Raw genomic sequence first — 21543 nt, forward strand, 5'->3', positions numbered from 1 at the left:
CGACCTGTTGCGTTCGTTGTCAGCGAAACCGTCCGGACTTTCACCGGGCCGTTTCGCATTGGCACAGAGAGGACGACGCAACAACGCGCCCAGCCCCCGGCATTCAGCATATGAGCCATGCCGAATTGTGATAGCTGACCCCTGCAGGCCCTGCAACTTGACGGGAACGGGGAGAAAATCAACCCCTGTCCGGTGCCGGTGCGCGGAGTTCCTCACGATGCCGGATGCGTTCCCTGTGGAGGGTGTAAAGTCCGCTCGCCCCGATCAGCGCGATGCCCAGCAGGGCGATCGGCGCCGGCCATTCGCCGAAGACGAGAATTCCCAGCAACACGGCCCAGACGATAACGACATAGCGGAAGGGCGAGACGACCGACAATTCGACATCCCGGCAGGCCTCGATCATCGCGAGATTGCCGAGAATGACGAAGGCGGCGGCCCCCGCAGCATAGAGCATTTCGGCCATGCCGAACGGGCGCCAGATGCCGGTGGCGATCACCAGTATCAGCCCGCCGAGCAGGGTGCCGAGCGTGCTCGTCAACGCGATGACCACGCTGGGAATATCCATCGGGATCCGCCGGGTCAGCAGGTCGCGCAGGCCGACCCCGATCACCGAGTAGATCGCCAGGACGAGGGCGAGCAGCGGAATGCCGGTCCCGCCCGGGCGGACCACCAGCAGCATCCCGCCGAAGCCCACCATCACCGCGCTCCAGCGCCGCCAGCCGATCTGCTCGCCGAACAGCACCATCGACAGGGCGGTGATGATCAGCGGCGCAGCCATCAGGATGGCGGTGATATCCGCCAGCGGCATCACGCCGAGCGCCGTGATGAAACTCATCGCGATGGTCGCCTCGATCCCGCCGCGCGCCAGCAGCTTCGGATGGGCCGCATCACCGAGGCGGCGCATCATGCCGGAGGCGCGGAGCCAGATCATCAGCAGCACCAGCGCCACAATGCCGCGGATGACGAGGATCTGGCCGGCTTCGAGCGTGACGCGCGCCAGCTTCACCAGCGTGTCGTTGAACACGAAGCACGCCATGGCCAGCACCATCATGAGGATGCCGCGGAGGTTTTTCTGGGATTGCAGCACGAGAATTCGAGGGATGTGAAGCGGAGTGCTTCCGGGGCCGGTATCTGTAGCGGCTTTACCCCGCCATGACCATACCGGACCTTGGTCCACCCCGGACTCAGGCCATCCCCCGGCCTGGCATTCCTGCAAGCGCGGGGGCACGCCTTAACCCCGCGTTAGGTATGTTTGTCTATGATAACTGGACAACGTGTAACCAGTTCCGAGGTCAGGGACAAAGATGAAGAATCTGAGGGCTCGCCTGTTCGGACGTGCCGGTTCCGACATGCCGCCTGCCGCCCTGCCTGAAACCGTGGCGACAGAAGCTGTGGCCGCGTCGGGAATCGAGACTGAAGCCGCCCTGCGCGAGGCGCTCGATCTGTTCGAGGATGACGTCCTGCGCGTCGTCCGAAATCTCGGCCATTCGGTTCAGGATGCCCGCGACCATTCAGTGGCGTCCGTTGAGCGCCTCGACACGGTTCGCCTTGCCATGACCCGGCTGCTGGATTCGAGCGGCCGCGTGAATGCCGAGATTTCCGGCATCGCCGCTTCCACCGACGAGATGGGCAAGGCTGCCGACGAGATCACCGCCACGGTTTCGAATGTCCAGCAGCGGGCCCAGGCGACGCTGGCTTCCGCCGATGATTCCGCCGGCCTGATGGCGCGGCTCGGTGCCGTTGTCGCGGAAATCGGCGGCATGCTCAACAGCATCAGCGAGATCTCGACCCGCACCAACCTGCTGGCGCTGAATGCCACGATCGAGGCAGCGCGGGCCGGCGAGGCCGGGCGCGGCTTCGCGGTCGTTGCCGGCGAGGTGAAATCCCTCTCGGTCGCGGCAGCACAATCCGTCAGTGCCATCCGCAACCGGATGGATGACCTGCGCGAGGCCAGCCAGAACGCCATCAGCAACATGGAGCGGATCCGCGCCGAGATCGGCGGGCTTGCCCCTGTCTGCGAGACCATTGCCGGCGCCGCCAACGAACAGCGCACCACGATCCTCGACCTGTCTGTGCGGATGCAGCTGGCCCGGAAAGCGCTCGAGGAAGTCAGCGGTGTCGTCGAGGAGGTCACCGGTCTTGCCGACCATGCCGCGCAAACCTCGAAGGATGCCGGCGAGTTGTCCGGCATGGCCTATAACGAGGCGCAGGAGCTGGGGCGCCGCGTCGTCACTATCCTTCGGACGATGCCGGCGGCTGACCGGCGCGACGAGCGCGTCCCGATCGACCTGCCGGTCCGGTTGCGGTTCGGTGGCAACACGCTGGCCTGCCGGACCTTCGACATCAGCGAGGGCGGCATGCTCATCCGCGCGCAGGATGGCCTTGCCCCTGCCGTCGGCCAGCGCGGCGAGGCGGATATTGCCCGCATCGGCGAGGTCCGGATCGAGGTGGTCAATGTCTCCAGCCTCGGTGCCCATTGCCGCTTCATCGAGCCGTCGGCCGAGGTGATCGCCAAGGTCCAGGCCGCGATGGCGGCCTTCCATCACGAGAACCAGCCGGTCATCGAGGCGGTCCAGTCCTTCGCCCGCGAGATCACCGCCGCGATCGAGGGCGAACTGGCGGCCGGCCGGCTCAATCTCACCCAGCTTTTCGACACGGATTACAAGCGCATTCCCGAAAGCGATCCGCCACAATTCTCGACGGCCTATCTGTCCCGCTTCGAGGTGATCCTGCCGCCGATCATCGAACGGACGATGACGGCTTTCCCGAGCCTCGCCTTCTGCGCGGCGGTGGACCGCAACGGCTATCTGCCGGTGCATGTCAAGGCGGTCAGCCAGCCGCAGCGCAAGGGCGATCGGGCCTGGAACATCGCCAATTGCCGCAACCGCCGCATCTTCGATGACCGTGCGGGGCTGCTGGCGGCCCGCGTGCTGAAACCGTATCTGATCCAGCCCTACCACCGCGATATGGGCAATGGCGTGAAGGTTGCGATGAAGGAGACCGACGCGCCGCTGATCATCGCTTCGCGCCATTGGGGCGGCGCGCGCATGGCCTTCAAGATCTGAGGCGATCGAGCGGCCTCAGCCGCCGGTCACGCTCATGTGGCGGCCAACCGCCGGCTGCTTCGTGGTGCGGTCGATGATGAAATCATGGCCCTTGGGCTTGCGCGAAATGGCCCGGTCGATCGCTTCCATCAGCGCGTCATCGCTTTCGCTGGCCCGAAGCGGCTTGCGCAGATCTGCCGCATCCTCCTGGCCGAGGCACATGTAGAGCGTGCCGGTGCAGGTCAGCCGGACGCGGTTGCAGCTTTCGCAGAAATTGTGCGTCAGCGGCGTGATAAACCCGACCTGGCCACCGGTTTCCACGCTCCTGAAATAGCGGGCCGGGCCACCTGTCCGGTGGCTGCTGGCTTCCAGCGTCAGCGCTTGCGACAGCCGGGCGCGCACCTCGCTCAGCGGCAGGTACTGATCCACCCGCTGGCCGTCGATCTCGCCCAGCGGCATCACCTCGATGAAGGTGATGTCCATGTCGCGGCCATGGGCCCAGCGGATCATGGGGAGAAGCTCGTCTTCGTTGAAATCCTTCAGCGCGACGGCATTGATCTTGATCTTGAGCCCGGCGCGCTGCGCCGCATCGATCCCCTCGAGCACCTTGTCGAGCGCGCCCCAGCGGGTGATCTGGCGGAACTTCGCCGCATCGAGCGTATCCAGCGAGACATTGATCCGCCGCACACCGCAGGCGGCCAGATCCCCCGCGAAGCGCGACAGCTGCGAGCCATTCGTCGTGACGGTGAGCTCCTCGAGCGCGCCGGTTTCGAGATGGCGGCCGAGATTGCGGAACAGCGTCATGATATCCCGCCGCACAAGCGGCTCGCCACCGGTCAGCCGCAGCTTGCGGACGCCCCGGCGGATGAAGGCGCTGCACAGCCTGTCCAGTTCCTCGAGGCTGAGGAGATCTCCCTTCGGCAGGAAGGTCATGTTCTCGCTCATGCAATAGACGCAGCGGAAATCGCAGCGATCCGTTACCGAGACGCGGAGATACGAGATCGACCGACCGAACGGGTCGATCATCGGGGGCAAAGAGTGGGGCAGCATGGCGGGTTGACGCTCCGTCTTGTCCTGCAGGCCTGTCACTGGGCTCTTCTACAGATGAGACCGGACGGGCGAAAGGGCAAGTAGACAAAAGATCCGAGCCTGCAAGAGAGGCGCGCAGGCACGAAGAACCGGGCCTGCAAACGAAGCCACTGGCCGGAAGGCGACGCCGCGAAACCGCCCGGGCCGTCCCCGGCCGGGGGTTGATCCCTCCCGCCTGCCGGTCCATCTGTTGCCGGGCCGGACGGATAGGGCCGGGCAGGGGATCTGGAATGGAAGAAGGCAGGAGCACAGTCTGGCCGGTCGAGCTGCGGGTGCGTAGCGATCGCAAGGCATTGCAGGTGAGTTTCGATGACGGGTTCTCGGCAGAGATTCCCGCTGAAATGCTGCGCGTCATGAGTCCCAGCGCCGAGGTGCAGGGGCATACGCCTGACGAGCGCAAGACGGTACCGGGCAAGCGCGATGTCATGATTCTCGGCGTCGAGCCGGTCGGCAATTACGCGATCCGGATCCGCTTCGACGATCTGCATGATTCCGGCATCTATGGCTGGCCGCTGCTCTACCGCTTCGGCCGGGACCGCGAGGCGCTATTTGCCGAATACCTCGCCGAGCTGGAGGCGAAGGGCCTGAGCCGCGAGCCGCGCCGGCGCGCCTGACCCTGATGCCCGGCATGAAAAAGCCGGCCCGAGGGCCGGCTTTTTAATCTCTCGTCCCGGGAAGGGCTCAGCGCATCACGACGACGCGGGTGCCGACCTTCACGCGCTCGTAGAGGTCGATCACGTCCTCGTTGAGCATGCGGATGCAGCCCGACGACACGGCCTGGCCGATCGTCTCCGGCTCGTTCGAGCCATGGATGCGGTAGAGCGAGGTGCCGAGATAGAGGGCGCGGGCGCCCATCGGGTTGCCTTCACCGCCCGGCATGAAACGCGGCAGGTCGGGGCGACGGCGCAGCATCTGGGCCGGGGGCGTCCAGGACGGCCATTCCGCCTTGCGGGTTACCGTCTTCGTGCCACCCCACGAGAAGCCCGGGCGACCGACGCCCACGCCGTATTTCATGGCGCGGCCATTCGGCAAGACGAGGTACAGGCGCTTCTCGTTGGTATCGACCACGATGGTGCCGGGACCGAACTTGCCCTTGTATTCGACTTCTTCCCGCGGGATCGGCGTGGCGCGGATGCGACCGTCATCGGCCATCACCAGCGGCTGCCGGGTCACCGGATCGATTTCATAGGCGGAAACCGCCGGAACAGCCGCAAGCCCAAGCAGAACCGCAACGCTCATCGTCTTGAGTAGACGCATCTTTATTCCCCATGCCGTTTGAAGCTCGCCGCATCGCCCGCGGCGCGAAAAACTCGAGGCCACGTATGACTCCTGTGTGTTCAAGTTGACAAGTGCGCTAGCACACAACTGCGTGATCGCGCTGCCTTCCTGCCTCCTTCTGGTGCCAATGTTGCACCCTCGCAACATCGGCGGTTGTTTCCAGCTCAGGACGTGCCATGCTTCGCCTTGACGTCCGTTTCCGCTTGGCCTATCCCCACCGCTCTGGGGCGCGTAGCTCAGCGGAAGAGCACTTCGTTCACACCGAAGGGGTCACAGGTTCGATCCCTGTCGCGCCCACCATTCCTCCCGGTCCTTCGCTTGTTGCCGGCCTCCCCGCGCTCAGGCCGCCCGGATGGAGCCAAGGAATTCATCCACAGCGCTCCCCAGCGCCACCCCCTCGCGGGACAATTCGCGGGCGGAGCCGAGCACCTGGTCGACAAGCGTGTTCGAGTTTGAAATGGCCACGCTGACATTCGAGATGTTCTTCGTGACCTCGACCGTGCCGCGCGCCGCTTCCTCGATATTCCCGGCGATGATGCCCGTCGTCATCATCTGCTGGCTGATCGACCCCCCCACGGCTTCGGCCAGCGTGTTGACCTCGCCCAGGGTTTCCGTGATGGCGTGAATGGCCTCGATGGCCAGCGAACTGGCCTCCTGGATCGCCCGGATCTGGCCGGCGATTTCGTCCGTTGCCTTTGCGGTCTGGGCGGCAAGCTCCTTCACCTCCTGCGCCACCACGGCGAAGCCACGGCCGGCCTCGCCGGCCCGGGCGGCCTCGATCGTCGCGTTGAGGGCGAGGAGGTTTGTCTGGCTGGCAATGTCGCTGATCACCTTCGCCACGGTTCCGATCGATTCGGCCGCCGAACCCAGCGTCTTCATCTCCTGATCAGTGTGCAGGGCCTGCTCCGTCACCGCGCGGATCCTGTCCGTACTCCGGGCGATCTGGCTGCCGACCTCATTCATCGCGGTCGAGAGATCTGCCGTCGCGCCGGCAACCGCCCGCACATTCTCGGTTGCCTGTTCGGAAGCCGCAGCCACGGCGGTGGCTTCCATCGTGGCCGAACCCGCCTCGCGGGACATGGCCTCCGCCGCCGTTTCCAGCAGCCCGACAGCGCCGGTGACACTGGAGACGACGCGGCCGACCCGGGCCTCGAACGCCTCGGCAAGCGCATCCATCTCGCTCTTGCGGCGGGCCTCATTGGCGAGCCTTTCCGCTTCCTGCGCAAGCCGGAGCGTTTCGGTTTCCTCGAGGCTCCGGTGGAAGGCCCGGACCGTCTCGGCAAGCTGGCCGACCTCATCTCGGCGTTTCGTCTCCGGCAACACGACATCGCGCCGGCCTGCGGCCAGAGCCGTCATCACACGGGTCATCGCCGTGACCGGAGCGATCATCCGCCGCTGGATGACGAGCGCCGCCAGCCCGACCAGCACCAGCAGCGCCAGGCCCGCCAGCATCAGGCCCTTCATCGCCTCCGCCGAACTGGCCTCCATCTTCTGGTGCACGCTCTGGATGCGGGCGCGCATCGTCACGAGCATCGCCTCCATCTGGTTGGCCAGCGCCTGTGTCTTCGCGGCCTGCCCGGCAATCGCCTGCGCCCTCGGCTCGAGCCCGGTCGAGACATCGGCGGATCGCATCAGCGCGCCGATATCGGCGTAGAAACCGGCAATGGCTTTGTCAGTGGTCTCGACGGCAGCTTTCACATCGGGCGGGAAATAGGGGGCCAGGGCGGTGAGTTCCTTCCATTTGGCATCCGCCGCCTGCCGCTGTGTCTCGATCGCGGCCCGCAGACGCCCCGCCTCGGCCGGGTTGAGCACCGCACTCACCGCGTCCTGGTGGTTGCGCCAGAGGCTGTCCTGCAAGGCAAAGACAATCGTGGGAGGCACCGAAGCTTCCCACACGGCATCGCGGGCATCGCCCACCATGGTGCCGCTGAGGTTGCGCACCATCATCGCGACCATCGCGAATACCGCGAGGATCACCACGAAGACGGCGTAGATTTCGAAAGCCACGGAGCGGCGCGAAAACATGGATGCCACGGTAGGTTCCTGCCACGGAAACGGGAATTTCAGTGTCGCACGGGGCAGTTGAGCAAGCGTTAACCACGAAACGCGGTGCATGGGCGCCGTTACTGGAGGCGGATCGTCACCCGCTCCGTCGCGCCCGTCGCGTCGATCACCGAGATCTGCGCGAAGCCGAGCCCCTCCGGCCCGATTTCGATCTCGCGGCGCAGGCGCTGCCCGCCGACAGGTTCGCCATTGAGCAGCAGCGTAAAGGGCGGCAGGCCACCGGCAATCTTGACCATCACGCTCGGGCGCGCATCGGCCCGCTCGGCCCTGGTGTCGATGGCCGCGCCATCGGGCGGGAAGGCAATCTGCAAGGCCTGCCGGCTCCCGAGCAGGGCGGTTTTCGGAATATCCTGCCGGATATGCCGCAGGGGCGGCGGCAGGCTGGCATTGCTGGCGACCAGCGCCTCACGCGGGCGCGGCATCGGCCCGCTGGACAGCCCGATCCGGGCAAAGGCATCGAAGAGGACTGGCGCGGCGACCTTGCGGCCGATCAGCCCCGGCACAGCGCCGTTATCGGCCTGCCCGACCCAGATGCCGATCGTATGTTTGCGGTCGAAGCCGACAGCCCAGGCATCGCGGTAGCCGTAGGACGTGCCGGTCTTGTAGGCGATCCGCGCCTGCAGGGCATTATCCGGCGGCGGCGCACCGAGCAGGATGTCGCCGACATACCAGGCCGGCACCGGCCCGACAAAGCGCGAGGGCAGCCCTTGCCCCTGCGCCTGCCGCTCGGTCGAGGGCAGCATCACCCCGCCCCGGGCCAGCCCGGCATAGAGCATTGTCAGGTCCTGCAGCGAGATGCCCAGCCCGCCGAGGCCGATCGCGAGGCCGGGCGCGCTCTCGTCCGGCGTCTCGACCACGGCGCCGGCCTGCCGCAGCCGGGAGATGAAGCGCTGCGCCCCGACGAGTTGCAGCAATTCCACCGCCGGCAGGTTGAGCGACATCTGCAGCGCCTGCCGTGCCGTGACCATGCCCTGGAAGGCATAGTCGAAATTGTCCGGCGCATAGGTGCCGAAACGCTGCGGCCGGTCCTCCAGCATCGTCTCGGGATGGGCAAGGCCGTTCTCGAAGGCCAGCGCATAGATGAAGGGCTTGAGCGCTGAACCCGGCGAGCGGCTCGCCCGCGTCAGGTCGATCCCGCCCCAGCGCGCGGCGTTGAAATAATCCGCGCCGCCCACAGAAGCCCGGACCTGCCCGGTCTCGTTCTCGACGACAACGATGGCCACGGAAACCTTCGGCCCCTGCGCCTCGGCGCGTTCCAGCGCCAGCCGTTCGAGCACAACCTGCCAGTCGCGTTCCAGCGTGGTTTCGTGCCGCCGCCGCGCCGGATCGGCCGCCACCAGCGTTTCCGCGCGATGCGCCGCGAGATGCGGGAAGGGGCGCCGCCGTTCCGGTACGGGCTCGCTCTCGGCCCGGGCCAGTTCGGCCTCGGCCAGCGTGTTCTGGCTGCGCATCCGCTCGATCACGCGCCGCCTTGCGGCTTCGGCGCGCTGGGGGAACCGGTCGGGCCGACGGCTCTCCGGTGCCTGCGGCAGGGCCACGAGCAAGGCGGCCTCGGCATTCGACAGGCGTGTCGGCTCCTTGCCGAAATAGGCGAGGGAGGCGGCGCGCAGCCCTTCGAGATTGCCACCATAGGGTGCAAGGCTGAGATAGAGGTCGAGGATGCCGCCCTTGCCGACGCGCCGCTCCAGTTCGATCGCGCGCGCCATCTGCCGGAGTTTCGCGCCGAGGGTCCGCGCCTCGCGCGGCTCGACCAGCCGGGCAACCTGCATCGACAGCGTCGAGCCGCCGGAAACGATCCGCCCCCGGGCGAGCCATTGCCAGCCCGCACGGACAAGCGCCAGCGGATCAACCCCGCCATGCTGGTGGAAGCGCTGGTCCTCGTAGGCGATCAGCATCGTCAGGAAACGCGGATCCACCTCCGCCGCACTCACCGGCATCCGCCAGCGGCCATCCGCCATCACGAAGGGCCGCAGCAGCTTGCCGTTCCGGTCGACAACGATGGTCGAGCGTTCCTTCAGCGCATCGAGATCGAGCGGCGGCAGGCCCCGCGCATAGAGCGCGAAGCCGAGCGGCAGGCTGGCCAGCAGCGCCAGCCCGCCGGCTGCAACTGCGAGGCGCCGCCGCCAGCCCATCTCAGTTCCGCTTCGCCGGCTTGACGGCGAGCGTGCCGAAGGCGGTCCGGCCGAAGCGCTCCGGCCGGTACATGTCCTCGGCGATCGCCGCCGGATGGACATAGGTGCCCGGCGTCACCGCCCGGACGAGATAGCCCGTGACGAAGGGCGTATTTCCACCCCCGCCGGAGAGTGTGATCGAGGCAACGAAACGGTCATCCCGCGCCTCCGTGTGATCGGGCGTCAGGTCGGATTTCAGGAAGTCGAGCCCTTCCGTGCTCCCTTCGGTCAGCTTGGCATTCTCGATTTCCAGCCCGGCCGGCAGCGGGTCGACCACAAGCAGCCGCGCCCCGACACGGCTCGACCGCGTCACTTCCAGCCGCACGGCATAGCGCTCGTTCTGCTGGATATCCTCCGGCTGCACTTCCTCGCCATCGAGCGTGTGGATCGTCCGCTTGATGGTGAAGCCCTCCGAAACAGCCGGTGCCGGGCTGGTCGGGATGCCGGAAACCGACAGCACCACCCGCGCCGGGGCCTGTCCGTTATTGCGGAGGGTGACCGGCTTTGCCTCCAGCGCCGCCTGGCCGACATTGCGGTAATAGGCACCGCGCCGATCCTGCCCGTCGACGGTGAGCGAGAAGCTCTCCACTTCCTTCTGCAGCGCCTGCGCTGCCAGCACCATCCAGTTCTGCTCCTGGGTCGAGGTGTAGCGACGGTTCTGCCGCGCCGCGTCGAGGACATTCGCCACGCGGGTGATACGGGTCCGCTCGGCATTGGTCTCGGCCAGCAGGGCCAGAAGGCCGGCACTGTCGCGCAGGCGCGAACCATAGTCGTCGCGGAAGACCGTCTCGTCGCTCACAGCCCCGATGGCCGTCAGCGCCTCGTTGAACACCCGGTCGGCCCGGCCCCGGTCACCCAGCAGGGCGAGCGCGGCCGCGATCTGGCCCTTGGCGAGCGGCGAGGTGAATTCGCCGATCTTGTTGTCGGCGAGATAACGCAAATCGCCCATGACCGGCCGGCCGTTCCGCGCCAGAACATAGATGGCATAGGCGAGGCCGGCGGCCTCCTCCTTGCGGATATCGGTGGTATTCGCCACCTGGTTGCGCAGCCGGTCCAGCACCAGCCCGAAGGCGAGTTGCGGCACCACGACATTCTGTTCCCGCGCGCGGGTCAGGAAATCGGCGACGAAGGCGTCCAGCCACAGGTCACCACCGCCGATGCCCCAGAGGCCGAAACCGCCATTGGCACCCTGCCGCGAAACCACGCGCTCGATGGCCGCGCCGATCCGCTTCTCGGCACTGTCATCCAGCTGCAGCTGCTCCATCGAGGCCAGCCGGTTCACATAAAGAAGCGGCATGGCCCGGCTGACGGTCTGTTCCGTGCAGCCATAGGGGTAGCGGTCGAGGCTCGCGAGCAGCGAGGGCACATCGAGCGCGGCGAAGGGCGATGCCGAAATCGAGACCGAACCGGAACGCGGCACAAAATCCGCCAGCAATTCGCCGGAGACTTCCAGCGTCTGCCCGCCCGGCAGCGGCCGGACGATACGGTTGACGACGCTCGGCGCCGAGGGTTTCACCTGGACGCGCACGGTCTGCGGCAGGGTCTCGCCGCCCCCGCGCAGGGTGAGGTCGAGTTCCGCCAGCCCGAGCCCGGCCGCGATGACCGGCAGCGCGAAGGAAACCTTCTTGCCCTTCTCGAGCGCAATCTTGCGCAGGGCCGGATCGAGGCTCACGGAAACCGGCCCGCGCATGTCGACATCGAGGATGTAATCCCCGTTCTGCCCTTCCACATTGTTGATCTCGATGTGGAATTGCGAACGGTCGCCGAGCGCGAGGAAGCGCGGCGTCGTTGCCTGCACCACGATCGGATCGCGGATGATGACGTCGCTGCTGGCCTCGCCGGTCTTGTCGGCGCTCCAGGCCACGGCCATCACCCGGACCGTGCCGTTGAAGGCGGGGATCTCGAAATCGATCCTGGCCGTGCCATCCGGGTTGACCTTGACGACGCCGGAATAGCGCGCCAGCGGTTCCTGCGTCGGCTTTTCGCCCTTGGCTTCCGGCGCGGCATCGCCGCCCGAACGGATCGCGCCGCGCACGCCCTGCATCCCGTCGATCAGGTAGCCATAGAGATCGCGCAGGTCACCGGCGAGCTGCCGCTGGCCGAAGAAATGCGCCGTGGCATTCGGGCTCTGGTAACGCGTGAGGTTTAGGATACCGACATCCACCGCCGCGACGGTGACGAAGGCTTCCTCGCCGGCCTTGAGATTGTCGAGCTTGATCGGCAGCGAGAGCGTGCCGCGCGGCCGCATCTGCGCCGGTGCATTGAGCGCGACGCCGATTTTGCGCGCCTCCTGCCCGATGCCGAACCAGGACAGGCCCAAAGCCCGGCCGGGCATGCGCTTCGCTGCTTCGTCGAGCGGGCGATGCGCCAGCACGGTGAGATAGGCGCCGGCGCCCCAATCCGCACTGACCCTGAGCGAGGCGGTCTGCCCGCCTTCCTTCAGGTCGATCGTCTCGAGATGGGCGATCCGGTCCGAGACAACCGCCAGCGTCGCCTTGCCCGAGAAGCGCGAATTCAGGCGGATCTGCATCGTTTCCCCGGCCGCATAGCCCTTCTTGTCGAGCGCCACGTCGAGCACATCCGGCGTATCGGCCTTGGCATCGGCGACATAGCCGATGGTGAAGGTATGCGCCGTCTCGGCATCGTCGGCACCGCTGCTGCGTACCTCGAGCCGGTAGGTGCCCCAGCCGACGCGTGCCGCGATTTCGGCCATTGCGGTCTCGGAAACGGCAACCTCGCCATCTGCCACGCGCCGCGAGGTCTTGATCGATTCATAGGCCCAGCGGCCTTCCTTGAAGAACCACTGGTAGTTGCGGGTGATCCGCGAGAGTTGCCATTTCAGCCCGGATTTCGCGATCCGCTTGCCCTCGCCGGTGGCCATGATCACGCCGAATTTCGCCGTGCCGCCATCGCCGATCTCGCCATCGCCGAAGAGCGGCTTCACGCCGATCACCACGCCCTTCGGCACGATCGGCACGGTGATGGAGCGCGTCACGCCGCGGCCGCCGGTTTCCGAGGCCGTCACGTTGAACTGCGCTTCCAGCGGGAGGGTGGTGGCCGGCTCGGTGAGGGTAATCGAGAGCTTGGCCTTGCCATCCTCATCGGTTGTCGTGCCCTCGAATTCACTGCGCATCGTCTCGAAGGTCTCGTCCGACAGGCCGACCGTGTAACCCTCGAAACCGGGGATCGCGCTGCCCGCCGACTGGCGGATGGTCCAGTCACCGGAGACGGAAAGATCACTCCCCACGGCGCCGTAGAGATAGCGCACCTCGACATCGATCTCCGCATTCTCGCCGGACTTGATCGTCTTGGCCGGGCTGTCGAGCTTCACCTCGAGCCTTTCGGGCACGTAATCCTCGACGAGGATCGTCGTCTCGCCGATGGCCGGGCGCTTGGGATCGGAATACGCGCTCACGCGCCACGTCCCCACCGGCACGCCGGAAAGGAGCGGGATCGACCAGGCCCGCCCGCCGGCGCCCTGATCCGCCACCACCGAACGGCGGTATTCCATCCCGTCCGGGCGGCGCACCACCAGCGTCAGCGGCAGGCCGGACACGGCCGCGCCGCGCGCATCGCGGAGGAGCGTGGAGAGATAGACCGTCTCGCCCGGGCGATAGACGCCGCGCTCGGCATAGAGGAAGGCATCGAGCCCGGTCGGGGCGACGCGGCCGGAAACGCCGCGATCGGTCAGGTCGAAGGCGCTCTGCTGCAGGTCGAGGAAGCCGTAATCTTCCTTGAGCTGCGCGGTGACGAGGCCCGGCGCCAAACCGCCTTCCCCTCGGGAAAGGCCGGCATCGAATTTCGCATGGCCGCGCGCATCGGTTTTGGCGGTACCGAGGATCTCGTTGTTCCGCGCGATCAGCCGGATCTCCGTATCGGCGACCGGCTCCGCCGAGGCGAGCGAGCGAACCAGTACATGCACGCCGTCACGGCCGGAAAAGGCGGTCAGGCCGAGATCGGACACGACGAACCATTGCGTTGCCACCTGCTCGCCGCCGGTATCGACATCGCCGTCGACATTCGGCGTCGTCGCGCCGCTCTGCGTCTTGAACTCGCCGGCCTGCGCCGCGATCAGATAGACGCCGGGCTCGAGCTTGCCGGTGGCTTCCGTCACCGGAAAGCCGGTGGTCACGTCCTTGTTCAGCTCGTTCTTCACATCCATCGTGCCGCGCCAGACCTGCTGGCCCGTCTCGCCGATGATCTTGTCGAGCTGCGATGTGTCGATCTGCTCGAGGAACTCGGAGGAGCGCACCGTGTTGATCAGGTTGCGGTCGCCGATCCGCAGCACGCGGATGCCGATCTTGTCGGTATTGACCGAGATCAGCGGCACGCCCTGCTGGCCGGAGCGCGGCAGCACATAGGTCTTGCCGCTGGCCCGCACGGAGGGCGTGCGGTCGCGGACATAAATCTCGTAATCCGCGTTTTTCAGCAGCGTCTCGCCGGGGATCGCGGAGGGAATGCCCTGGCGCAGCACCACGGCGTAGCGCTCGCCATGGCGCAGGCCGTCGACGCAGATCTGCTGGTCCTCGGCCACGACCGCGAAATCACCGCGCCCCGACACTGCGACATAGGGCGCGAAATCGACACGGCCGCGCGCCAGCGGTTCGGAGAAGGTGAAGCAGGCGCGCGGCGAGGCGGCATCGGCATCCACCTCGTTGCCGGTCAGACGAAAGCCGCGCTTCTCGCGCAGGGCCTCGTAGGCGGTGCGGATCGTGGCATTGTCATTGGCCTCGAGGCTGATCCGGTAGGCGGTCAGCGCCGGCCGCCACATCTCGCGCCATTCGAAGATCTGGCCGAGCAGGCCGAGCGAAGAGGCCTCGTCCTCGCGGCTGCGCGACCGCTGATAGGCGATGTAGGCCGCATTGACGGCGCGCTCCTGCAGGTCGTAGCGCTCGCGCCAGTCCCGCGGGGTGATGCCGCGCGCCGCACGGGCCATCAGCCGCCATGCCGCCGGGTTGGAGGGGGCCGCCAGAACCGCCTGGTTGGCGAGAGGCAGGGCCGCCCGGGCATCATTGCGGTTCATTGCCGCCTCGCCCGCCGAGAGCAGGCGCTGGGCTTCGGCATTGGCCGGCAGCGTCACCTCGCGCTTGAGCCGCTCCTCCATCGCCGCGCCGGATGTCGCGAGATCATCGCGCGAGAACGGCTTCTGCGGGGTCTGGGCCAGCGCGGTGCCCAGCATGAGACCGAGGCCGAGAAGGCCGCCGGCGAGCGATGCAAGACGTCCGGACCGGGAGCCGCGAAAGGAGAGGGGGGCGACGCGCATGCCGGTGGCTCCGTTCATGGGGAGAAAGGGAGCGCCAGACTATCACCTTGCGCCCGGCCCGCAATGTGCGATAGCGCACGGAAATCGGTGCGCGCCCGGGTTGCCATGGGGCGGGAGCCCGTGTCACGCTGGGTTTTCCGCGTCCCGGGAATGACCGAACGGAGCTGTCCCATGTCGCTGTGGAAAAACGATTTTCCGGCAAATCTTTCGGCCGGCGTCCTGCTGGCGCTGATGATGGCCGCGCCGGCTCCGGGCATGGCGCAGGCCCCGGCCCCGAAGCCGGTCGATCCGCGTTTCGCGGCAGCCGAGAAGACCTATCTCGCGCTCGATGTCGAGATGCGGAAACAGATCCAGCGTGACCTGATCTGGGTGGCGAAATTTCCCGGTTCAGCGACGGGCGATTTCGGCCCGCTGACCTTCGCAGCCCTGAAGCGTTTCGAGGAGGCGGAGAAGCTGAAGCCCGGCGATGGGCTGACGGATCCGGCCCGCCGCCGCCTCGCCGATGCGGCCAACCGGGCGCGGGCAGCGCTCGGCTTCGCCATCCAGACCGATCGCGCCTCCGGCATGCAGGTCGGCATCCCGGTCAAACTGCTCTCGAAACCCGGCACCAACGGCTCCGGCGGCCCGCGCTGGCAGGATCCGGGCGAGAAGGTGACGGTCGATCTTTCCGTCCTCAAGCCGGAGGATACGCTGCCGGCCCTGTTCGAGAAGGGCACCGACGCGAAGGTCCAGGGCCGCAGGATCACGTACAAGCTGCTGCGTCCGGATTTCTTCGTGATCTCGGGCGAAACCGACAAGGGCAAGTTCTTCCGCCGTGTCGCCAGCGATGGCAAGGGCCCGCTCCGCGCCCTCTCGATCGGCTATGACAAGACCATGGCCGCCACGATCGACCCGCTCGTCGTCGCCATCGCGGCCAGCTTCGAGCCCTGGCCCTCCGCGAATCCTGCCACCAGCCCGGCAGATTCGGCCCGCCCGCCGCTGGTGGCCGCCACGCCGTCGCGCCGCCGCGCGACCGGCCTCGTGCTCGGGCCCGATCTCGTCGTGACCGGCGAGGCCGCCCTTTCCGGCTGCACGGAATTCCAGGCCCGCACGGCGCCCGATGCCGCGCCGCTCGCCCTCCGCAACCCGCGCAAACTGGAGGGGACCGGCCTGATCGCCCTGTCGGGTCGCATCGGTGCGCCGCTGGCGCTGCCCTTTGCGCCCGCCGGCACCGAGGGTGCGCTGGTCCAGCGGGATACCGAGGGCGAATTGCTGGTCGCTGCGGCCGAGATTGCCGGCGGCAAGGTCTCCACCTCGCTGCAGGAAGGCGGCGCCGGCGCGCTGGTGCTGGACCGGTCAGGCCAGCTTGTCGGCGTGATCGCCGCCAGCCCCGTCACCAAGGTGCGGGTGGCCGGAATCGTGCCGGTCCTGTCCTATCCGATGTTGCCTGCGGCCGACCTCGCCCGCGCGGCGGGGATTACGCCGCAATCCGGTGCAACCACGACGGTCGTAAAATCCGGTGCGGAACTGGGCGAAAGGGTCCGTGCCGGGATTGTCGGGATTACCTGCGCCTCGGATCGCTGATCAGGGCATCACCTGCTCGTCTGATCTTTTATCAGGGCATCCATCGGGCGATTTCGGCCGGCAGCGCGTCGAAATGGTTGATCACCACATCGGGGCCCAGCTGCTCGACCGGCGTATCCGTATAGCCGAACGTCACCGCCACGACCGGTAGGCCCGCCGCGCGGGCGGTGTCGATATCCGTCCGGGAATCCCCCACCATCACCGCGCGGCCGATATCCCCGCCGGCAAGGCGGATCGTCTCGGTCAGGTGGCGCGGATCGGGCTTGCAGAAGGCGAAAGTATCGCGCCCCGCAATCGCGGCAAAACGGTCGAACACGCCGAGCTGCTCGATCAGCGCGCGCGAATGCCGTTCCGGCTTGTTGGTGCAGACGGCGAGAAGATGGCCCTCGCCGGCGAGGGCAGTCAACGCCGCTTCCACGCCCGGGAAGAGGTAGGAATGATCGGCGACATGGTCGAGGTAATGCACGAGGAATGCCTCGAACAGCCGGTCGAGCCGCTCGGGCGAAAGCGGCACGCCAGAGACGCGAAAGCCGCGTTCGATCAGCGCGCGGGCGCCGGCGCCGACAAGGTTGCGCGCCGCCGAGACCGGCAGCGCCGCCAGATCCTCGGCCTCCAGCAGCACATTGAGCGTAGCCATGATGTCGGGCGCTGTCTCGGCAAGGGTCCCGTCGAGATCGAAAACCACCGTGCCGCGCATGACCTGCCCTTTTTGCGAAAACTCTCCTGCCTCCTACACTGGACCGGACGATTCGCACAAACCCCAGCCTTAGCCGGAAAGGGAGTTCTTCCATGCCCCGTTTCAGTATCGGTGCCGCGATCCTGCTTTGGCTGGCCACCTCCGGCCTTGCTGCAGCCGAGAATTTTGCCTTCGCGCCGGCGCCGCAGCAGGATCTCAACCGCATCTACCGGATCGACCGCCAGACGGGAGAGGTCATTGCCTGCCAGTTCGCCGTGAAGGATGACAGCCCGATCGGTCTGACCCTCTGCTACCCGGCGGGGGAGGGCGCGCGCGCCGGCGAGGCGGGCGATTACGGCCTGATCGCCTCCAGCCATCGGCAGGAATCCGGCATTTTCCGCTTCAACCGGCGCAATGGCGCGGTGAGCATCTGCTATGTCCGCGACGATCAGGAGGTTGTCTGCACGCCGCCGGCCAAGTAGAGCCTGTCGCAAGAGCGGCGGGCAGGGGAGAGGCAGCACGATGAGCGACCAACTGAAGCGGCTGGCGGCGGAAGCGGCGGCCTCGGCCGAATTGCGCTCCGGCATGAAGCTGGGCCTCGGCACCGGCTCCACGGCGAAGCATTTCGTCGACATTGTCGGCGAGCGGATCCGCGCCGGCGAGACCTATCTCTGCGTGCCCACCTCCGAGGCCACCCGCCGGCAGGCCGAGAGCCTCGGCATCCCGCTGACCAGCCTAGACGAGGCCGGCGAGCTTGACCTCACCGTCGACGGGGCCGACGAGTTCGACCCCGGCCTGAACCTGATCAAGGGCGGTGGCGGTGCGCATCTGCGCGAGAAAATGGTCGCGGCCAATTCGCGCCGGATGATCGTGATCGCCGATGCCTCCAAGCGCGTCGCGCGCCTCGGCGCCTTCCCGCTGCCGCTGGAGATCACGCCCTTCGCGCAGGGCACGACCGTGCGTGCGGTCGCCCGTGTTTTCGCCGAGGCGGGGATCCGCGCCGAGATCCGCCAGCGCCACCGGCCGGATGGCTCGCCATACATCTCCGACAACGGCAACCTGATCTTCGATGTGGCCAATGACGGCATTGCTGATCCGGCTTCGCTGGCCGACCGGCTCGACCGGATTCCCGGCCTTGTCGAGCATGGTCTTTTCGTCGGCCTTTGTTTTGCCGTTTATCTCGGCGCAGAAGAAGGGGTTGCCGTGATCGGCAAGAAGACGTAACAGGCGCGTCGTTACACGCCTCGCGGCGGCATGCCGCCCCGCGCCCCGCCGCGCAAGGTTATCAGGAAGGTGCCTCATGCCGAAGCCCGTCTCCCTCATCCGTTCGTTCCTCCTGGCCGCGACACTGCTCGCCCCGGTCGCCGCGCCGGCCCAGCAGGTGAGCAAGGAAACGATGGATGAAATCCAGAAGGCGCTGCAAGCGCCGATCGTCCCCTCGCATCTTGCCCTCGCCACGGATGTGCTGAAGGCCTCTGGGATGATCACCATGTTCCAGAATGCCATGCCAAATGTTGTGGGCTCGCTCCGCGTTAACGTCACCCGGACGCGCCCGGAACTCGCCCGCGACATCGAGGAAGCGCTCAAGGTGGTTGAGGCCGAGCAGGGCAAGATCTCGGCCGATGGTGTCAGCGGGGCTGCCCGGTTCCTGGCGCAGCGCCTCAACGAGGCTGAACTGAAGGAAATCAACACGTTCCTCACCTCGCCTGCCGGCAAGAAATATGTCGAGGCCCTGCCGGCCTTCATGGACCTGGTGGTGCCCTATCTTGAAATCTGGAGCCAGGAAGCCGGTGGCCGGATGATGAACCTGTTCCAGCAGGAAATGACCAAGCGCGGCCACAAGCTCTGATCGGCATGGCCGGTCACGCATCACAGGGGCCCGACGGGCCCCTTTTTGTTATCGGGCCCTTGCATGCACAGGCTTGTGATCGGCCGGCATGGTTTCGCCCCGGCCCAACGCTCGCAATCGGCACGGCGAGGGCCTAGGTTCTCGCTCGATCAACGCTTGGAGTTCCTTTCATGTCTGACGCTTTCGATGTTGACCTGTTCGTGATCGGCGGCGGGTCCGGCGGCGTGCGCGCGGCCCGGATCGCGGCCGGCCATGGCGCCCGGGTCATGCTGGCGGAGGAGTTCCGCCTTGGCGGGACCTGCGTCATCCGCGGCTGCGTGCCGAAGAAGCTCTATGTCCTCGCCTCGCGCTTTGCCCAGGACTTCGAGGCCGCCCGCGGTTTTGGCTGGAAGCCCGGCCCGGCCAGCTTCGACTGGCAGCGCCTTGTCGGCGCGAAGGAAGCCGAGATCACCCGGCTTGAGGGCCTCTATGCCAAGGGCCAGCAGGGCGCCGGTGTCGAGGTGGTGAAGACCCGCGCCGTGATCGAGGGTCCGCACGAGATCCGCCTCGTCAATGATGGCCGGATTATCCGCGCCCGGCATATCCTCGTCGCCACCGGTGGCCGGCCGAATATCGATCCGGCCTTGCCGGGGCGCGAGCATGTCATCACGTCGAATGAAGTGTTCGATCTCGAGACCTTCCCCCGCCGGATCGTCATTGCCGGCGGTGGCTATATAGCGCTGGAATTTGCTGGCATCTTCCGGCTGCTCGGCGCCGAGGTCACCGTGATCTATCGCGGCGCGGAGGTGCTGAAGAATTTCGACCAGGATATGCGCGAAGGCCTCGTCGCGGCCTATGAGCGGGCTGGCATCCGCTTCGTGCTGAACGATGTCTTCGCGAGGATCGACCGCACCGAGGACGGTCTCGTCGCCACCACCCGGACAGGTTTGCGGCTGGAGACCGATCAGGTGCTGATGGCCATCGGCCGCTCGCCGAATATCGAGGGCCTCGGTCTCGACAAGGCCGGCATTACGCTGGCGCCGGACGGGGCGATTGCCGTCGATGCACAGTCGCGCACCAATATTCCGCATGTCTTCGCCGTGGGCGACGTGACCAACCGTGTCACGCTGACACCCGTGGCGATCCGCGAGGGGCATGCCGTGGCAGACCTGCTCTTCGGCGCGGCGAAGGGCATTGCCCCGTGGCAGGTCGATTACGCGAATATCCCCACGGCCGTCTTCACAACGCCGGAGATCGGCACGGTGGGCCTGACGGAAGCCGAGGCGCGCAAGGCCTTTGCCGTGGTCGACATCTACAGGACCAGCTTCCGGCCGATCCGCGCGACGCTCAGCGGCGGCGAGGACCGCACCGTGATGAAGATCGTCGTCGATGGCGAGACCGATCGCGTGCTCGGCGTCCATATTCTCGGCGAGGGTGCGGGCGAGATGATCCAGCTTGTCGGCATTCCGCTGCGCATGGGCGCCACCAAGGCCGATTTCGACGCGACCATGGCCGTCCATCCCACATCGGCCGAAGAACTGGTGACGATGCGCAGCCGCACGGCCCGGCACACGCGGTAAGCCGGTATGTTGACGGGGCTTCTGGCTGGCCTGTCCGCCGGCGCGCTCTGGGGGCTGACCTTTGTTGCGCCCAATCTTGTCGCGCCGTTCACCCCGTTCGATCTCGCCTTCTGGCGGAACGTGATCTTCGCGGCCTTGTCGCTCGCCCTGCTGCTGGCGTTCCGCGCAGCGATGCGGCAGCTTGATCCGGCAGGGCGCTGGATCGCGCTTGCGCTCGGGTTGATGGGCTATTCCGGCTATTACCTCTTCGTCGCCTATGCGGTCGCGTTTGCCGGCCCGGCCATACCCGCGCTTGTCATCGGTGCCCTTCCGGTCCTGCTTGCGATCGCCGGGAACTGGCAGGCGCGCGATGTCGCGTGGTCACGGCTGGCGGTGCCTCTGGCCCTGATCACGCTCGGGCTGGTGATCGTCAATCTCGGCTCGCTCCGCGCGCCGGTCATGGGGCGCGCGGGCGCGGAAATCGTGATCGGCTTCCTGCTGGCCCTCGGCGGGCTGGCTCTCTGGCTCTGGTATGGCCTCTGGAATGCTGCCGCGCTCAAGGCGCGTCCAGGCACCGATACGCTGGTCTGGACCTCGCTGCAGGGCATCGGTGCAGGCCTTGGCATGCTGGCCGTCTGGCCTCTCGGCCTTGCGCTTGGCTGGTCGCGGATGGGCGCCGTGCCGCTGTTCGGGGCGGAGGCCGGGCCGCTCTGGCTCTGGGCGCTCGCGACCGGCCTGTTCTCGAGCTGGGTCGCGACCTTTGCCTGGGTGGTTGCCTCGCGGCGCCTCTCTGTCGCATTGTCGGCGCAACTGATCGTGTCGGAAACCCTGTTCGGGTTGTTCTACGGCTTCCTTGCCGAGACGCGCTGGCCGGATTGGCATGAGAGCCTCGGCGCCGCCCTGCTTTTTGCAGGCGTGATGGCGGGGATCCGCGTGTTGATGCCGCCGGCTGAGCCCGAACCCTCTCCGGCGTGATCGTTCCCGAAACCAGAACGAAAATCTGCAGGA

The 21543-nt window shown here is 66.9% G+C and carries 15 protein-coding genes and 1 tRNA gene; 9 read left to right on the top strand and 7 right to left on the bottom strand.

The genetic code is table 11. The features are described from left to right. Window positions 1–178 precede the first annotated feature (178 nt). Window positions 179–1087, bottom strand: a complete 909-nt coding sequence (locus P0652_RS10165) for a DMT family transporter (RefSeq protein WP_284178706.1) — start codon at window positions 1085–1087, stop codon at window positions 179–181. A 217-nt stretch (window positions 1088–1304) separates the two neighbouring features. Between P0652_RS10165 and P0652_RS10170 the strand changes: the two genes are divergently transcribed. Then, on the top strand, window positions 1305–3065 hold the full coding sequence (locus tag P0652_RS10170) for a methyl-accepting chemotaxis protein (protein ID WP_284178707.1): 1761 nt from the start codon (window positions 1305–1307) through the stop codon (window positions 3063–3065). A 15-nt stretch (window positions 3066–3080) separates the two neighbouring features. Here P0652_RS10170 and moaA read toward each other — a convergent pair whose 3' ends face one another. Next, a complete protein-coding gene (gene moaA / locus P0652_RS10175; protein WP_284179084.1) occupies window positions 3081–4094 on the bottom strand; it encodes a GTP 3',8-cyclase MoaA in 1014 nt (337 codons plus the stop codon). A 269-nt stretch (window positions 4095–4363) separates the two neighbouring features. Between moaA and P0652_RS10180 the strand changes: the two genes are divergently transcribed. Continuing rightward, a complete protein-coding gene (locus P0652_RS10180) occupies window positions 4364–4747 on the top strand; it encodes a gamma-butyrobetaine hydroxylase family protein (protein WP_284178708.1) in 384 nt (127 codons plus the stop codon). 67 nt (window positions 4748–4814) lie between these two features. Here P0652_RS10180 and P0652_RS10185 read toward each other — a convergent pair whose 3' ends face one another. Beyond that, window positions 4815–5390, bottom strand: a complete 576-nt coding sequence (locus P0652_RS10185) for a L,D-transpeptidase (protein WP_284178709.1) — start codon at window positions 5388–5390, stop codon at window positions 4815–4817. 246 nt (window positions 5391–5636) lie between these two features. On the opposite strand from P0652_RS10185, the gene P0652_RS10190 reads away from it, so the two are divergent. Continuing rightward, window positions 5637–5711, top strand: a tRNA-Val gene (locus tag P0652_RS10190). 39 nt (window positions 5712–5750) lie between these two features. Here P0652_RS10190 and P0652_RS10195 read toward each other — a convergent pair. The 3 genes from P0652_RS10195 to P0652_RS10205 form a co-directional block, all read right to left on the bottom strand. Then, window positions 5751–7436: a methyl-accepting chemotaxis protein gene (locus tag P0652_RS10195; RefSeq protein WP_284179085.1), complete on the bottom strand. Its 1686-nt coding sequence runs from the start codon at window positions 7434–7436 to the stop codon at window positions 5751–5753. A gap of 98 nt (window positions 7437–7534) precedes the next feature. Further along, on the bottom strand, window positions 7535–9607 hold the full coding sequence (gene pbpC, locus P0652_RS10200; RefSeq protein WP_284178710.1) for a penicillin-binding protein 1C: 2073 nt from the start codon (window positions 9605–9607) through the stop codon (window positions 7535–7537). Window position 9608: 1 nt separating this feature from the next. After that, entirely contained in the window at window positions 9609–14909 is a 5301-nt protein-coding gene (locus P0652_RS10205) for an alpha-2-macroglobulin (RefSeq protein WP_284178711.1), read from the bottom strand. Between the two features lie 171 nt (window positions 14910–15080). Between P0652_RS10205 and P0652_RS10210 the strand changes: the two genes are divergently transcribed. Beyond that, complete coding sequence (locus P0652_RS10210; protein ID WP_284178712.1) at window positions 15081–16472, top strand: peptidoglycan-binding domain-containing protein; 1392 nt, start codon at window positions 15081–15083, stop codon at window positions 16470–16472. A gap of 31 nt (window positions 16473–16503) precedes the next feature. Here P0652_RS10210 and P0652_RS10215 read toward each other — a convergent pair whose 3' ends face one another. Then, complete coding sequence (locus P0652_RS10215; protein WP_284178713.1) at window positions 16504–17169, bottom strand: phosphoglycolate phosphatase; 666 nt, start codon at window positions 17167–17169, stop codon at window positions 16504–16506. Between the two features lie 92 nt (window positions 17170–17261). Here P0652_RS10215 and P0652_RS10220 point away from each other — a divergent pair, with 92 nt between their 5' ends. The 5 genes from P0652_RS10220 (at window position 17262) to P0652_RS10240 (ending at window position 21510) form a co-directional block, all read left to right on the top strand. Further along, window positions 17262–17630 (top strand): hypothetical protein, encoded by a 369-nt coding sequence (locus P0652_RS10220; protein ID WP_284178714.1) that lies wholly within the window; start codon window positions 17262–17264, stop codon window positions 17628–17630. Between the two features lie 40 nt (window positions 17631–17670). After that, window positions 17671–18372: a ribose-5-phosphate isomerase RpiA gene (rpiA, locus tag P0652_RS10225; protein ID WP_284178715.1), complete on the top strand. Its 702-nt coding sequence runs from the start codon at window positions 17671–17673 to the stop codon at window positions 18370–18372. A gap of 76 nt (window positions 18373–18448) precedes the next feature. Beyond that, window positions 18449–18997, top strand: coding sequence for a DUF2059 domain-containing protein (locus P0652_RS10230; protein WP_284178716.1), 549 nt, complete (start codon window positions 18449–18451; stop codon window positions 18995–18997). A 170-nt stretch (window positions 18998–19167) separates the two neighbouring features. Beyond that, complete coding sequence (gene gor / locus P0652_RS10235; RefSeq protein ID WP_284178717.1) at window positions 19168–20556, top strand: glutathione-disulfide reductase; 1389 nt, start codon at window positions 19168–19170, stop codon at window positions 20554–20556. A gap of 6 nt (window positions 20557–20562) precedes the next feature. Continuing rightward, window positions 20563–21510 (top strand): DMT family transporter, encoded by a 948-nt coding sequence (locus P0652_RS10240; protein WP_284178718.1) that lies wholly within the window; start codon window positions 20563–20565, stop codon window positions 21508–21510. The last annotated feature ends 33 nt before the right edge of the window (window positions 21511–21543 follow it).

Source organism: Rhabdaerophilum sp. SD176 (assembly GCF_030143245.1).
GTDB lineage: Bacteria > Pseudomonadota > Alphaproteobacteria > Rhizobiales > Beijerinckiaceae > Rhabdaerophilum.

Excerpts from the sequence above, each read along its gene's own strand:
- P0652_RS10195 (WP_284179085.1), bottom strand. The coding sequence starts at position 7,436 with ATGTTTTCGCGCCGCTCCGTGGCTTTCGAAATCTACGCCGTCTTCGTG.
- P0652_RS10180 (WP_284178708.1), top strand. The coding sequence starts at position 4,364 with ATGGAAGAAGGCAGGAGCACAGTCTGGCCGGTCGAGCTGCGGGTGCGT.
- P0652_RS10170 (WP_284178707.1), top strand. The coding sequence starts at position 1,305 with ATGAAGAATCTGAGGGCTCGCCTGTTCGGACGTGCCGGTTCCGACATG.
- P0652_RS10230 (WP_284178716.1), top strand. The coding sequence starts at position 18,449 with ATGCCGAAGCCCGTCTCCCTCATCCGTTCGTTCCTCCTGGCCGCGACA.
- P0652_RS10240 (WP_284178718.1), top strand. The coding sequence starts at position 20,563 with ATGTTGACGGGGCTTCTGGCTGGCCTGTCCGCCGGCGCGCTCTGGGGG.
- moaA (WP_284179084.1), bottom strand. The coding sequence starts at position 4,094 with ATGCTGCCCCACTCTTTGCCCCCGATGATCGACCCGTTCGGTCGGTCG.
- P0652_RS10205 (WP_284178711.1), bottom strand. The coding sequence starts at position 14,909 with ATGCGCGTCGCCCCCCTCTCCTTTCGCGGCTCCCGGTCCGGACGTCTT.
- rpiA (WP_284178715.1), top strand. The coding sequence starts at position 17,671 with ATGAGCGACCAACTGAAGCGGCTGGCGGCGGAAGCGGCGGCCTCGGCC.
- gor (WP_284178717.1), top strand. The coding sequence starts at position 19,168 with ATGTCTGACGCTTTCGATGTTGACCTGTTCGTGATCGGCGGCGGGTCC.
- P0652_RS10185 (WP_284178709.1), bottom strand. The coding sequence starts at position 5,390 with ATGCGTCTACTCAAGACGATGAGCGTTGCGGTTCTGCTTGGGCTTGCG.
- P0652_RS10215 (WP_284178713.1), bottom strand. The coding sequence starts at position 17,169 with ATGCGCGGCACGGTGGTTTTCGATCTCGACGGGACCCTTGCCGAGACA.
- P0652_RS10220 (WP_284178714.1), top strand. The coding sequence starts at position 17,262 with ATGCCCCGTTTCAGTATCGGTGCCGCGATCCTGCTTTGGCTGGCCACC.
- pbpC (WP_284178710.1), bottom strand. The coding sequence starts at position 9,607 with ATGGGCTGGCGGCGGCGCCTCGCAGTTGCAGCCGGCGGGCTGGCGCTG.
- P0652_RS10210 (WP_284178712.1), top strand. The coding sequence starts at position 15,081 with ATGTCGCTGTGGAAAAACGATTTTCCGGCAAATCTTTCGGCCGGCGTC.